This is a genomic window from Terriglobales bacterium (genome assembly GCA_035764005.1).
GTDB lineage: Bacteria > Acidobacteriota > Terriglobia > Terriglobales > Acidobacteriaceae > Gp1-AA112.
On the sequence record DASTZZ010000121.1, the window covers coordinates 1 to 14,729 of the forward strand.

Consider the following 14,729-nt stretch of genomic DNA (forward strand, 5'->3'; position numbering starts at 1 on the left):
GACGCACACCAGCGACTTTTCGCGCGATGGCATCGAGCGGCTGGTCTCTGGAGCGATTTCCCTGGCGCGGGCGACTTCTGAAGATCCCGCTGCTGGATTACCTGAAGCGGAGAGCCTCGGCTCGCTGAAGCAGAACCTGGATCTTTACTACGACGACGTTTACTCCCTCTCGACCGCCGACCGCATCGACTATGCCCGTCGCTGCGAGGCCGCAGCGCTAGCAGCTGATCCGCGAATCACCAACTCGGAGGGCGGCTCGTTCGACGCCGCGACCGGATACAAGGTACTGGCAAATTCGCACGGTTTCGTCGGTGAGTATCGGCGCTCCTACTGCTCTGTTTCTGCAGTGCCCATTGCGCAGGCTGACGGAGCCGCGATGCAGCGAGACTATTGGTACTCGGCTTCGCGCACGCTGCAAAAACTGGAGTCGCCCGAATCGGTTGGTCGCAAAGCTGCCGAGCGCACTCTCAGGAGAGTTGGCGCAAGGAAAGTAGCAACCCAGAAAGTTCCCGTCATCTTCGACCCCATGGTCGCGCGCGGGTTGATCGACCACATCTTCGACGCTATTAACGGAGACGCGATCTATCGTCATTCTTCGTACCTCACCGGGAAGCTAGGTGAGCAGGTTGCGGGGGAGAACATCACCATCATCGACGATGGCACGATGGTCGGTGGTTTTGGTTCGTCGCCGTTCGACGGCGAAGGTGTGCCGACCCGGCGCACGGTCGTGATCGAACGCGGCGTGCTCAAGAGCTATCTGCTGAACACCTACACTGCGCGCAAACTCAAGCTGCAGACGACCGGCAATGCGGCACGCGGTCTAACGGGAAACCCTGGGATCGGTTCGGGAAACTTCTTCCTGCAGCCTGGCGGCAAGGCGCCCCACGACATCATTCGCAATGTTCGCAGCGGACTGTATGTAACCGAGTTTCTCGGCTTCGGCGTGAACCTGGTCACTGGTGACTTCTCACGTGGCGCTTCGGGGTTGTGGATTGAGAACGGCGAGTTCGCTTTCCCTGTTGAGGAAATTACCGTTGCCGGAAATTTGAAAGACATGTTCAACAACGTTTCCGAAATTGGGAACGATCTGGAATTTCGCAGCTCCATTGCGGCCCCTACTTTGCGCATTGATGGCATGACGGTTGCGGGCGAGTAGGGCTTCAGAACTGCCTCGCTTAGAACTGCGGCGCAAACTCGTGTGGACGCTGTGGACTTGGTGGACTTAGTGGAATGGTGGACATTCGCGGACAATCTGCGGGCACTGCAAGTTTCTGTTTTAGCAATCCCGGGTGGCGCTTGGCTTCGAAGGGTGTTAGAAATGTCTTTCCGTAACTTCTCGAGGTAACCCTCCCCCAGCTATGCCCATTCAAGATCGAGTTGCCGCCGCCAGACGCATTGACGAGGTCCTTCGTCGCACACTCCAGCTTGGCGGATTTCGTTTGAAGTACCGCATTAGCGCCAATCCGCCGGTCACGACGGAAGTTGGCGACAGCCCTGAACTTACAGTGGATTTCACTGGACCTGACGGCCCACTGCTCGTCGAACGCAACGGCGAACTGCTGCGCTCGCTCGAGCACGTTGCCCTGAAGGTTCTGCGGCTTGAATCGGACGAGCACGACAAAGTCAGCTTCGACTGCATGAATTTCAAGCAGATGCGCGCTGAAGAGCTGCGGCTCGCTGCTCAGGTAGCGGCAGAGAAGGTTCGCAAGACCGGTCAGCCATATCAATTCGCTCCCATGTCTGCGCGAGAGCGCCGTATGCTGCACTTGGCCATGCGCGACGAAGCCGACCTTCGCACCGAGAGTTCTGGTGAGGCGCAAGGGCGATTCGTTGTCGTCTATCCCCGCGATTACAAAGGCGCTCCTGTGGCTCCCCTAGCCCGTGGTCGCAGACGCCGTTAGCAACGATAAAGCCCCCACTGATTTCGACAAGCTGCCAGCTACCAGCTTCCAGCGACCAGCCAAAGCCCGAGTAACCGATGTAGATGTGGCTGGTAGCTGGAAGCTGGCCGCTGGCAGCTTCTGTCGGTCCCGACTGTCGAACGCCGACTGCCTCTTTGTTTTACACTTGGACGATAAGGAGTCGCAGCACCCAGTGGCGATTTACCTCCCTGGAACCCAGGAAGAGCAGGAACTCGCTCTCGACGAGCTTACGCCGCGCGAGATCGTAGCCGAGCTCGATAAATACGTTGTTGGCCAGAACGCCGCCAAACGCGCGGTGGCGATTGCGCTGCGTAACCGCATGCGCCGGCAGAAGCTCTCGCCCGAGTTGGCCGAAGAGATCATGCCGAAGAACATCATCATGATCGGGCCGACGGGCGTGGGTAAAACTGAGATCGCCCGCCGTCTGGCGCGGCTGGCCAACTCGCCATTTCTCAAGGTTGAAGCGTCGAAATTCACCGAAGTCGGCTACGTTGGGCGTGATGTTGAATCGATGATCCGCGACCTGGTCGAGATCGCCATCGACATGGTCCGCGAGGAGCGCCTCGAAGAAGTTGAAGACAAAGCCGAGCTGAACGCCGAAGAGCGTTTGCTCGATCTTCTTTTACCGCCGACAGCGCCTACACAGCCCACCGCTGGGCTTGCGCTTGGCACCGGCGACGGCGAGCACGGAAGCGATTCGCAATCGCGCACGCGTGAGAAGCTGCGTCAGCAACTGCGGGAAGGCAAGCTCGATGAGCGCATGGTTGAACTCGACGTCCGGGAGCGCTCTACGCCCGCGTTTGAAATCATCTCCAATCAGGGCATCGAGGAGATGGACATCAATATCAAGGACATGCTGCCTAACATCTTCGGCCAGCGTACAAAGAAGCGGAAGATGAAGGTAAGCGAAGCTTTTGAATACCTGATCCAGGAAGAGGAACAGAGACTGATTGATATGGATCAGGTTACGCGCACAGCGGTCGAGCGCGTAGAGCAATCGGGCATCGTCTTCCTCGATGAAATCGATAAGATCGCTGGACGTGAAGGTGGACATGGTCCCGACGTTTCTCGCGAAGGCGTTCAGCGTGACATCCTGCCGATCGTTGAAGGAACAACGGTAAACACCCGGTATGGTATGGTGCGCACCGATCACGTCTTGTTCATCGCCGCGGGCGCATTTCACGTCTCCAAGCCAAGCGATTTAATTCCGGAGCTTCAAGGCCGTTTCCCAATTCGGGTCGAGCTGCAGTCACTCACGATCGAAGATTTCATCAAGATTCTGACCGAGCCAAAGTCGTCGCTGGTGAAACAGTACACCGCGCTGCTTGAAACGGAAAACCTGAAGCTTGAATTTACACGCGACGCTCTGGACGAGGTCGCGCACTTCGCGTTTCGCGTGAACGAGTCAACGGAGAATATCGGCGCCCGCAGGCTGCACACGATCATGGAGCGCGTTCTGGACGAGATCAGCTTCTCTGCGCCGGAGATGGCGAAGGAAAACAAGGACAAAGTGGTCATCGATGCTGACTACGTGAAGAAGATGGTCGCTGATATCGCCAAAGATCAGGATTTGTCGCGATACATCCTGTAACGCTTGGGCGACGCGCGGAAACGGAACCGGCGGCGGTAGCCGGTGGGTCGGAGGTCGCCGAATGGCGAACTCCGAGCGCAGGATGCGGCCAGAGGTGTGGAAAATCCGCAGCCGCAAGATACGCGGCTGCCCCGCCGCCTACCGGCGGCGGTTCTGTTATTCAACGAAACTGTTGACGGCGCAACCTGAGTACCCGGAGAATAGAACTCCCTGAGGTCATAATCCCATGCTTGCTTATCTGTTCATCGTCATTGCGGTTACGGTTCGGCTACTGCCCCATCCCTGGCATCTGACTCCGATTGGCGCTGCTCTGCTGTTCTTTGGAGCCAAGCGGCCAGTGCGCGAATGGATTGCTCCGCTCGCTCTTCTCGCCGCCACTGACGTTTATCTCACGACGGTGCAGTACCACATGCACGTTTCCCTGGATCATTTCGTGACTTGGGCTTGGTACTTGGCCGCTTTGGGCATTGGATACATGCTGGTGCGGAAAGTCGATCCTCTGCGCGTGGTGGGCGCGTCACTCGCTTCCGCGATCTCATTCTTTCTGGTGAGCAACTTCGCCGTGTGGGTTTTCGGCAACATGTACGCGAAAAGCTTCGCCGGATTGGTGCAGTGCTACACCATGGCGATCCCATTCTTCCGTGGGACGTTTGCTTCTGATCTGATCTATACGCCGGTGCTATTCAGCGTGCCGTATGCGTTGAAGCTGATCGAGAGGAAGACAGCAGAGGCCCGAGCGAGAGGCTAAAACGTGGAGCCGGCCGCCCTCGGCCGCGTGTTGTCCGACCAGCCTTCAATGGATTTCGTTCTGCAACCTCACTGTAAAACCCGGGCGAGGGCGCCCGGCTCCACGTTGCGACTACCCGTGGCTTCCGTTTGAACTTGCCCCGCCGTTCTCGAGTTCTCGCAGAGCGGCTCTTGTCTTAGCCAGGAGCTGCTCCAATTCGGCGTACCGCCGCCGCAGACCTTCTACAACATTGGCTGGCGCTTTTGCGAGGAAGCTCTCATTACCGAGCTGACGTTTGGCGTTGGCGTGTTCTGATTCGAGCTTCTTCTCCTCTTTGGACAGGCGGTCGTATTCGGCGGCAACATCGATTTTTCTCTCATACACAATCGCCACTTCATAGGCATTTCTCGTTTGCACGCCAGGCATTTTCGAGATGCTCTCGCGGGCAAATTCGATTGTGCTGATCGAGCCGCGTGCCCGCAGGAACTCGGCGCTGCCTTCAATGAGTCTGCGAACTGCAGCGTCTGCCGTGAAAACGCGAATCGGCACCTTCTCTCGTTGTTCAACCTTCAGCTCTACGCGACGGTTACGAATGTCGGACAGTAGCTCTCGCAAGATATCGACTTGTTCGACAGTGCGCTTCTGCTCCTTGGTCAACTCCTGCCCAGTTGGGAACCGAGTAAGCGCGATCGATGCTGCCGGCGCTTTCTGGTCGTATAGCGCATGCCAGATTTCCTCTGTAATGAACGGCATGAAGGGTGAGAGCAAACGTAAAGAGCTTTCGAACACTTTGACGAGATGATTCAGCGCCTGCTTGCCTGAATCCTTTCGATCATCTGAAAAATCCAGGCGCAGCTTCACCGCTTCGATATACAGATCGCAAAGGTCGCCCCAGAAGAACTGATAAACGAGATTCGCGGCCTCATGAAAGCGATACTCGGTTAATGCTTTATTGACCTCACGTGCGGTGTCTTGAAAACGCGCCTCAATCCAGCGATCGATCAGATCAGAGGAGGCAGTTGGAGCTTCACTGGCAATTAGCTCTTTGAGATCTCTCTCGCTCCACACACCCGCCTCGCTTGCCTTATCGATGTTCATGAACAGAAAGCGCGCGGCGTTCCAGATCTTATTGGCGAAATTCCGGTACCCTTCCGTGCGGCTCTCGTTGAACGCTATGTCGGTGCCTGGAGATGCCATTGCAGCGAGCGTGAAGCGCACGGCGTCCGTTCCATATTTCTCGGTGATGTCGATGGGATCGATCACATTGCCTTTGGTCTTCGACATCTTCTGCCGCTCGGCGTCACGCACGAGAGCGTGAATGTACACCTCCCGAAATGGCACTGATTCCGAGTCGGGACGCCCGCTGCCGTCGGCCATCGGCATGTCTTTCATGAAGTGGCAGCCCATCATGATCATGCGCGCCACCCAGAAGAAGAGAATGTCAAAGCCGGTCACCAGCAGCGACGTCGGATAGAAGACATCGAGATCGCGGATGTGCTCGGGCCAGCCCAGGGACGTGAAAGGCAGCAGTGCCGACGAGAACCACGTGTCGAGCACGTCGGTCTCGCGCTCGGTCGCCCATCCGCAATCGGGACACTTGAACGGTTCTTCGCGGCTGACGATCGGCTGCGAATTCAGATCGGCCTTCGCACGCGCACACCCACTGTTTGTGCAGTACCACGCCGGAATCTGGTGACCCCACCAGAGCTGGCGAGAAATGCACCAGTCATAAATGTTGGTCATCCAGTTCAGGTAGATGGTCTTGTAGTTCTCGGGCGTGAAGCGGATGTGCCCGTTCGTGACTGCCGCAACGGCTCTATCCGCGAGTGGCTGAATTTTTATGAACCACTGCATCGAGAGGCTCGGCTCAACCACGGTTTTGCAGCGATCGCATTTGCCGATCGAGAGCACGTGATCCTTTATGCCGACGAGAAATCCTTGTGCTTCGAGATCGGCCAGCACACGCTTGCGCGCTTCATAGCGATCGAGTCCAGCGTACGCTCCGCCATTTGCGTTGATGCGGGCGGACTCGTCCATGATCTTGAGCATCGGCAAGTTGTGCCGCTTGCCCATGATGAAGTCATTGGGATCGTGCGCAGGCGTTACCTTCACTGCACCAGTTCCGAATTCGGGATTCGCGAGTTCGTCGGCGATGATGAGAATCTCGCGATTCATTAGTGGCAGGCGCAGCTTCTTCCCGATCAGATTCTTGTAGCGATCGTCGTTGGGATTCACCGCGACCGCGACATCACCCAGCATCGTTTCCGGACGTGTAGTGGCAATGTGAATCGATCCGCTGCCGTCGGCCAGCGGATAACGAATCTCATAGAGTTTTCCCTGGTGCTCCTCGTGAACCACTTCGAGATCGGAGATGGCCGTCAGGCATCGCGGACACCAGTTCACGATGTACTCGCCGCGGTAGATGAGCCCCTGTTCCCACAGGCGGACAAAGACCTCACGCACGGCGCGGTTGAGGTTCTCGTCCATGGTGAAGTACTCGCGTGACCAATCGACCGAGGCGCCGAGACGCTTCATCTGTCCTTGAATTGCGCCGCCATATTGCTTCTTCCAGCACCAGACACGCTCGACGAACTTCTCGCGGCCGAGATCCTGCCGTTTAATGCCTTCGGTGGCCAGCTGGCGCTCGACCATCATCTGCGTGGCAATGCCAGCGTGGTCCGTTCCGGGAAGCCAGAGAGCAAGTTCGCCGCGCATACGATGCCAGCGCGTGAGAATGTCCATTTCCGTCTGATTGAGCATGTGACCCATGTGCAGACGGCCGGTTACGTTGGGCGGAGGAAGAAGAATCGTGAACACCGGACGCGAATCGCCCGGAGTCGGAGTCTTCACCTCAAAGAGCTTCTCGCGAATCCAGTACTCAGCCCAGCGCGGCTCAATGGCGTTGGGATCGTAGGTTTTGGGAAGCTCGTGCGGCATAGGAAAGCCTTAGAAAACGATAGCACGCCGAGAAGAACGCAGACCGGAGCTGGCCGATGCTACCCCGTGAAAATGCGAAAGGAAGTCCGCGAAACAACAGAATTTTCCGAGCGCCTCTCTAGCTGCTTGCTTTGCTCTTCGCAGCTCCCGCTCCGTTCTGGTCCAGGAAACGCTCCATGAATTTCGTATCGAATCGGGCGACCTGAAAATCAGCGTTCTGCATGATGCGCCGATGGAGAGGAATAGTGGTGTGGATGCCCTCGACAATGAACATCTCCAGGGCTCGCGACATGCGAGCAACTGCCTCGGCGCGATCTTTTCCGTGTGTGATGAGCTTTGCGATTAGTGAATCGTAATACGGTGGGATCACACCTTCGGTATAGGCAGCCGTATCGACGCGCACACCTGTGCCACCGGGCATATTGAAAGCCGTGATCTTGCCCGCCGACGGTGTGAACTTTTCGGGATGCTCCGCGTTTATGCGGCACTCGATGGAGTGACCGCGTATCTCGATCGGAGCGGTAATGATGTCGCTTAGTTTCTCGCCGGAGGCGATCCTGATTTGCGCCTTCACAAGATCGACTCCGGTGACCATCTCCGTAACCGGGTGCTCGACCTGAATACGCGTGTTCATCTCGATGAAGTACAGGCTGCCGTCTTCGTCCATGAGGAACTCGATAGTGCCTGCGTTGACGTATCCGATCTCACCCAGGCAGCTTTCAAGTTTGTCGCTAATCTCCTTTCGGAGTTTTGGCGTAACTTTCGTCGAAGGCGATTCTTCAATGAGCTTCTGATGTCGCCGCTGAATGCTGCACTCACGTTCGCCCAGCGTCATCACTTTTCCATGCTCATCGGCGATAATTTGAAACTCGATGTGGCGAGGTCTCTCGATGAACTTCTCCATGTAGAGATCGCCATTCCCGAATGCGGCTGCGGCCTCGGAATGCGCTGCTTGGTACAGCTTCGGCAGTTCTTCTGCCGACCGTACCACGCGCATACCTCGACCACCACCTCCGGCTGAGGCCTTGAGAATTACCGGCAATCCGACCTGCCTGACCCACTGCAGCGCGTCATCCTCGCTCTGGATTATGCCCTCGGACCCAGGCAAGATGGGCACGCCAGCTTTCTTCATCGCTACGCGCGCTTTTTCTTTTTCGCCCATTAGGCGCATGACCTCAGGCGGCGGTCCGATGAACTTCAGGTGTGACGTTTCGCACACCTCTGCAAAGTTAGCGTTTTCGCTCAGGAGGCCATATCCCGGATGAATGGCTTCAACATTAGCGATTTCAGCGGCGCTAATGACTGCTGGAATGTTGAGGTAACTCTCGGCAGAGCGGGGAGGACCAATGCAGATGGCCTCATCGGCAAAGCGGACGGGGAGCGAATTGCGGTCGGCCTCGCTGTAGACTGCGACAGTTTGGACGCCCAACTCCTTGCAGGCGCAAATCACGCGCAGTGCAATTTCCCCACGATTGGCAATCAGGATCTTCTTGAACATTCTCGAGACTTGCGCGTTCAGAACCTCAGCGCGGACGAATACTGAATAGAGGCTGTCCGTATTCGACGGGCTGTCCGTTGTTGACCAGCCGCTTCACGATCTCACCGCTGGCATCGGCTTCGATTTCGTTCATCAACTTCATGGCTTCGATAATGCAGAGCACTTGGCCGGCTTCCACCGTGTCTCCCGGCTTAACAAATGGTGGCGATCCGGGAGACGGCGATTCGTAAAACGTTCCCACAATGGGAGACTTCACCTGATGCAATCCTTCATCGGCTGATTTAGGTGTAGATGGAGCCGCGGGCGGCGCAACTGGTGGAGATCCCACCGCGGTAGAAACGGTTGGGGCCGAAATGGGCAACTGGATAGGGGCAATCGCCACTGGCGTCCCGCGCTTGATGCGTACCTTTACGTCGCCGCGCTCCAGCTCGAATTCAGCGATGTCCTGTTCTTTAAGAAACTCGATCAGCTCTTTGAGCTCTTTTTGATTCATGGATTCTCGTAGGTGCCGCAGCTCAGAGGACTAAGAACTCCTTCGGAGTTGGAGTGAGCACTTCACACCCCGTTTTCGTAACCAGCACCATGTCTTCGATTCTTACGCCGCCCTTACCCGGAATGTAAACGCCCGGTTCGATGGTCACGACCATCCCGGGCTCGAGCTTCTGAGTTTGTCCCTTCGCCAGCCGCGGAGCCTCATGGATTTCCAGGCCAACTCCATGGCCAAGCGAGTGAGTAAAGTATTTGTCCAGCTTATGTTTGCGCAGCACGTCGCGCGCCGCCCCGTCGACCGCCTGCGCCTCGACTCCAGGAGCCACAGCCGCAATAGCTGCAAGCTGCGCTTCGAGCACCGCCGAGTATCTCTGCCGCGCTTCCCCGGTCGCGCGACCCACCCAGACGGTGCGCGTCATGTCGGAACAATAACCGGCGAGTATAACACCGTAATCGAGGACTACGAATCCGCCCCCGATCTTGCGGCGTGTGGGTCGTGCGTGCGGCAAAGCTGAATTGGGCCCGGAAGCGACAATCGTCTCGAAGCTCATTTTTTCGGCGCCGCCGCGACGGGCGAGAAACTCGAGTTCTGCAGCAACTTCGTTCTCGCTGATCGAAGACGTTATCCGCCGGAGGAGATCGGGCAAAATGCCGGAGGCGAGCCGGACGGCATTGCGAATCTGCTTTATTTCGCCTTTGTCCTTCCTGATCCGGAGATTCTCGACGAGATTCGTGGTTGGGACTACCTGATATCCGGAGCGACGCAGCGAAGCGCGCAGCGCCGAATCAATACGCTTCTCTGTCGCGAAGCTTACGTGCTCCCCTTCGATGCCGATCCTGGCTGTCGGTCTTTTCCCGATGCGTTCGGCGATCCATCGTGCGGCGCCAATTGCCGGGGAATGCGAGCCGATCTGGACGGACGCGCCTTTTACCTGACGCTTCGCTTGTTCAGTGTATCGACCATCCGTGAAGAACATCCACCTCTCTCTTGCGTTAGCAAGAGCGCCGGAACTGCCTGTAAACCCGCAGAGGTATCGGATATTGGGCAAACTGGTTATCAGAATGGTATCGAGGCCTTCTTGCCCGATCGACGCTTCCAGCAACAGCTGCCGGTTGTTTGCAACCATCATTGTCGAGTGTAAATGGCAAGAGACGTATCTCAATCATCACAGAAATATCTTGCGTAAATAAGTTCGGCCTCCAACACGGCAGTGCTGGAGGCCTTTCAGTCCAAAAACCCACTATGACTGCAGGATTCTCGGTGTAATGAAGAAGATCAGCTCCTGGGTGGATGTGCTGACTGCCTTCCGGCGGAAAAGATTTCCCAATACAGGAACATCTCCGAGGAAGGGCACTTGATCGCGCGTAATGCTATCGGTGGTCTGAATGACGCCACCTATTACAACTGTGCCCCCATCGCTTACAAGAACCTGAGTTGTAGCCTGCTGAGTGATGAGTTCAGGATTACCTGAAATCTGAACGGCGAAGTTAGGCGTCGTGTTCTCAACATCGACGTTCAGGAAAATTGTATTCTCCGCCGTGATCTGCGGAGTCACCTGCAACCGCAGAAAGGCGTCGATGTAAGTCGTCGTGGGCGGCCCGCCTAACTGTGCTGCCGTGACGATCGGAATGCGAACGCCCTGACGAACCAGAGCAGGCGCATTATTCTGCGTCACGACTCTTGGACGGGAAAGTATTTTCAGCAACCCACGCGTCTCAGCCGCTGTGAGGATCACGTCCAATCGATAGTTGTTAGTCGCATTCACGACGGTGAGAGCACTGGTGGGACCGGTCACGCCAAGGTTGCTGAATAAAGGAATTTGGTTCGTCCCGACGATGATGTAATGAGGCGTCTGTGGGCCACCGGCTTGAATGTCCGACGTTCCTGCCGAAGTATTGCCGCCGACAGCGAAGACATTGTTTCCGACTCCAAATCCAACCTGCGTCCCGAGATCACGGGCAAAGCTTCGAGTCGACGCAACGACACGCGCCTCAATTTCCACCTGCTGCGATTTCCGATCGAGTTCTTTGATGAGTCGATCAATTCCTGGAATAACGCTGGGGATGTCCTGAATAATGATCGAATTCGTGCGGTCGTCGGCAATGATGTCGCCCCGCTTTGATAGAAACGCCTTCAGAGTGGGCACAACGTTCTTGGCGGTTCCATAGCTAAGATACCGCGTTACGGTGACGCGATCTACGGCCAGGGCTTGAGCTTCTTGCGTAGCACGGATTGCATCAGCTTCCTTGCGCAATGTATCTGGAAGTGCAATTCGCAGTACATTGCCGTTCAATTGGCATTGCAGCGAATTGTTCTGCAGGACGATTGCGAGCGCCTGGTCCCACGGCACATCGTCGAGCACAATCGTCAACGTTCCATTCACGCCTGGGTCAAGCACAACATTCAGCCCGCTGATCTCATGAATGAGCCGGAAGAAATCCTTGAGGTCGACATCTTTCAGGTTTACCGAAATTGGCTCACCTGTGTAACGACCGGTATTGCAGTTGGTTGTGCTTGCCAGAGCACTGACCGCCTGAGAACTGCTCGAACTTTGTGCAGCCTGCATCATCGCCGCTTTCATCAACTCCGGCTTCATCTCCGCCGACGTTTTGCTGGTGAGCGGAATCTCCACGGGAGGAGCTGCGCCAAGGATCTTCGCGGCCGCGCTCGCCTTTTCTGCCGGCGTGGAAACGTCATCATCGCTGGAATGGGCTACGCGGTGATATTCCGGATCGACTACGACGTAATGCTGCGCTGCGTGTTGGAGAGCAACATTGGCCGCCAGCTTGGGCGTGCTCGAAGCTGCGGCCGGCTTGGGAACTCCGGAGTTTGCCGTGCTCGCAACCGCTTCGGCGGCCACAAGAGGATGAAGGCTGACGATGAGCTTATTGTTCATCTTCGCGAGCGCGAAGCCCTGGGGGGATTTGAGGTCGAGCACTACTCGCGTGGTCGGGGGATTTGCCTGAAACTGCGACATGCGAACCATGTTGAGATCAGTCGCATGCACAGGGATATTGTGTGTGCGTGTTTCCGGCACGGCGTTCGGCAAATCAATTACAAGCCGGTCCGGCGACTTCAACGTCAAAACCTTGGGATTGAGCGGACCCGTTGCGCGTATTTCTACATCGGTTCCATCATGACCACGCACGATCGAGACGCCTCGTACTTGCACGCGCTGCGCTTCTCCGCGGAACTGTACCGCCTCTGCCCGCGCTGCAAGCGACTGGGTCGCGGAGGCAATTGAAGCTGCCGGCTGATTGCTATCGGTAGCGTCGACGTTCGCCGCCTTCTCAGCTTCTGAACTCACACGGAGAATCAAAGCATTGGCTTGCTCTGAAAAACGGATGTTTGTGTGCGGGGCGAGCGCAAACTCTACTCGAGCCACCTCGCTACCATTGGCGGCCTTATACGAATGAACTTGATATGAGCTGATTCCGGGAATGGTCACCGGATGAGGATTCGAGTCCAGAGCACCCACCTTCGCTCCCGGAAAATCTACCAGGAGCAAGTTGTCTGCGGGTCTGTACTCGTTGTGCGTGAAAGTGCCGTTCGCATGAATGGTGACCACAGCAGCGCCGCGGTCGTTCTGCACGCTGATGTTGGTCAACTGCGAGTCGGCGAGAGCAAGCGTTGTAAAAAGGGGCAACGCCAGCCCACCACATAGAAGTTGCTTCAGCCTCATCTCGTTTCTCCTCACGGTCCAGCGTTTTCCTGGACGCGCGCGGCACGAAGGCTCCGCCATTCAACTGCCGAGGGCGGACATCCTACTGCCGCTTTTGGAATTTGCCCACTGCATTCACATCGGCAACGATGTCAATGCAGATACTGCTAACCCGTGAACCCGGCCCGAAATGGAACGACTTTTACTGCAACCGCCTTGAAAGCACGCGTGCACACGATATGCTCGCGCGTTCGCCTGCTGTGTACTACCTGGATTCGGCCCCATCGTCCACACGGGGACATGAGAGCACTCTTACATACTTGATGCCTGTCCGGTCAGTAAACTGACGGGGCGGTAACTTTCTTGACAACCTCTCGCGAAACAGGCCGTCCGAGAATATCTTTGCTTTCCTCACGAAACGTCACACTGTCGCCGCTGATCTTCACCACGCTGCCGTCGTAAAGAACGTCGTTCTCATGAAGCGGGTACGAATGTTTGCCGGCGTTTTCTACAAGCGCCAAATTGCCCTCTTTCATCTGCACCACACCCTTTAACACAATCTGGTCGACAACCAAGCAGCGTTTGCCTGTAGTGCAACTGGAGTCCCGAGTTCCTGCAGCGACTAGTGGATTCAAGAACGGATCGCGCTTGCCTGGACTCGGCAGCTTCATAGGCTCGTTCTGTACGACAGCAGGAGCTGGAGGCGCAGGTTTCGTTTCCGGTTCCGCCGGCTTTGCTTCCGCCTTGGCTTGGACCGGCGCGGCCTTTGCTTCTGATTTCTTTGGTTCCGGTTTTGGTTCCTGTTTTGCCAATTCTTTCTTGGGCTTCTGTGTTTTGGGAACAGCCGGCGTTACACCTTTTGGCTCCGTTTTGGCCTGAACTGCTTTGGCCTGAACTGCCTTGGTTTGAACTGCCTTGGCCTGAACCGGGGAACTGTTCTTGGGCTTGGCAGCCGTTTGCGATGGGGAAGCCTTATGCTGGTTCCCACTTTGGGCCTGAACCGGTTTAGCCGTCGTTTTTTTCGTCTTGTCTGCATTCTCTGCAGCTGCCAAGGTAGCCTTCGTCTTTGGAACGAACGGATTCTTTCCCACGACCTTAGCTGTTGTTTTCGCCGCCTTCGCGGGTTGCTGGGGACTGCTGCTAACCGTCTGAGAGGCTGGGGCATTCTGCGCCACCGCCAATCCGGCCAGCAACGCCGTACTCAGAATGTAACTGGGTACTCGCATAATCATTTTCCTTAACTCGCCTGTTTCACCGGTTGGCCGGGAGCCGTAGTCGCCGGCTTCGCAGCCGACCCGTGGCTGAAGAATGTTTTGGCGGTACAGGAGACTACGACCGTCTCTCCGGGCGCATACTGATACTTGCGCTTAACCACGGATGGAGCCTTGCTCCCGATGCCCGACATCTTCAAACCATCGATGTTCACGATGCGCTCCATCGTGCCAACTTTTTCGAAGAAGTTGAGCATCGCGAAGTACGGGCCGTCCACCTCGATGTCGAACGGAACTTCGGTGTAATACTGCTTGGCATTTTCCGGTTTTGACACATAACTGCGAATCTCAACACCGGTCTCCTGAGCGTCGTTCTGCAAATCGCGGATGAACTGATCGGCACTCTTGTCTTCAGGAACGATCTCCTTCTGTCGTTCCATCTGCCGCTGCAGAGATTCGATTTGCACTTCGAGCTGCTTAAGCTGTCCCTCGTAGGGCTTCAGCCGGGCATTGTCTGCTTCCTGAGCCTTGACTTTTTCCATGGCCGCGTCGTTCGCCGCCCGCATCGCCGCCAAACCCGTCATGTTCGGGATAAAACCGTACCAAGCGGCAGCGAAGATCGCCGCGCCCGCCGCGATCAGTACTCCGAGTCGCGCAATGAATGGAAGTTCGTTGAATTTCGCCATTGAATA

The 14,729-nt window shown here is 56.5% G+C and carries 11 protein-coding genes; 4 read left to right on the plus strand and 7 right to left on the minus strand.

Annotated elements, in window-relative coordinates:
• From VFU50_20070 to VFU50_20085, 4 genes are all read left to right on the plus strand, one after another.
• A partial coding sequence (locus VFU50_20070) for a metallopeptidase TldD-related protein (GenBank protein HEU5235165.1) occupies positions 1-1,156 on the plus strand: 1,156 nt, incomplete at its 5' end.
• A gap of 202 nt (positions 1,157-1,358) precedes the next feature.
• Positions 1,359-1,901 (plus strand): R3H domain-containing nucleic acid-binding protein, encoded by a 543-nt coding sequence (locus tag VFU50_20075; protein HEU5235166.1) that lies wholly within the window; start codon positions 1,359-1,361, stop codon positions 1,899-1,901.
• Between the two features lie 193 nt (positions 1,902-2,094).
• Entirely contained in the window at positions 2,095-3,513 is a 1,419-nt protein-coding gene (gene hslU / locus VFU50_20080; protein HEU5235167.1) for an ATP-dependent protease ATPase subunit HslU, read from the plus strand.
• 226 nt (positions 3,514-3,739) lie between these two features.
• On the plus strand, positions 3,740-4,261 hold the full coding sequence (locus VFU50_20085) for a DUF6580 family putative transport protein (protein HEU5235168.1): 522 nt from the start codon (positions 3,740-3,742) through the stop codon (positions 4,259-4,261).
• 111 nt (positions 4,262-4,372) lie between these two features.
• On the opposite strand, the gene VFU50_20090 is transcribed toward VFU50_20085, so the two are convergent.
• From VFU50_20090 to pilO, 7 genes are all read right to left on the minus strand, one after another.
• On the minus strand, positions 4,373-7,177 hold the full coding sequence (locus VFU50_20090; protein HEU5235169.1) for a valine--tRNA ligase: 2,805 nt from the start codon (positions 7,175-7,177) through the stop codon (positions 4,373-4,375).
• A 118-nt stretch (positions 7,178-7,295) separates the two neighbouring features.
• Positions 7,296-8,675, minus strand: a complete 1,380-nt coding sequence (accC, locus tag VFU50_20095; GenBank protein ID HEU5235170.1) for an acetyl-CoA carboxylase biotin carboxylase subunit — start codon at positions 8,673-8,675, stop codon at positions 7,296-7,298.
• A 25-nt stretch (positions 8,676-8,700) separates the two neighbouring features.
• On the minus strand, positions 8,701-9,168 hold the full coding sequence (accB, locus tag VFU50_20100; GenBank protein HEU5235171.1) for an acetyl-CoA carboxylase biotin carboxyl carrier protein: 468 nt from the start codon (positions 9,166-9,168) through the stop codon (positions 8,701-8,703).
• A 22-nt stretch (positions 9,169-9,190) separates the two neighbouring features.
• Positions 9,191-10,294 (minus strand): Xaa-Pro peptidase family protein, encoded by a 1,104-nt coding sequence (locus tag VFU50_20105; GenBank protein ID HEU5235172.1) that lies wholly within the window; start codon positions 10,292-10,294, stop codon positions 9,191-9,193.
• Between the two features lie 111 nt (positions 10,295-10,405).
• Positions 10,406-12,847 carry a type IV pilus secretin PilQ gene (gene pilQ / locus VFU50_20110; protein ID HEU5235173.1) on the minus strand — a complete coding sequence of 814 codons (2,442 nt, stop codon included), beginning with the start codon at positions 12,845-12,847 and terminating at the stop codon, positions 10,406-10,408.
• 314 nt (positions 12,848-13,161) lie between these two features.
• Complete coding sequence (locus VFU50_20115) at positions 13,162-14,052, minus strand: hypothetical protein (GenBank protein HEU5235174.1); 891 nt, start codon at positions 14,050-14,052, stop codon at positions 13,162-13,164.
• Positions 14,053-14,063: 11 nt separating this feature from the next.
• Positions 14,064-14,723 carry a type 4a pilus biogenesis protein PilO gene (pilO, locus tag VFU50_20120; protein ID HEU5235175.1) on the minus strand — a complete coding sequence of 220 codons (660 nt, stop codon included), beginning with the start codon at positions 14,721-14,723 and terminating at the stop codon, positions 14,064-14,066.
• Positions 14,724-14,729: the final 6 nt, after the last annotated feature.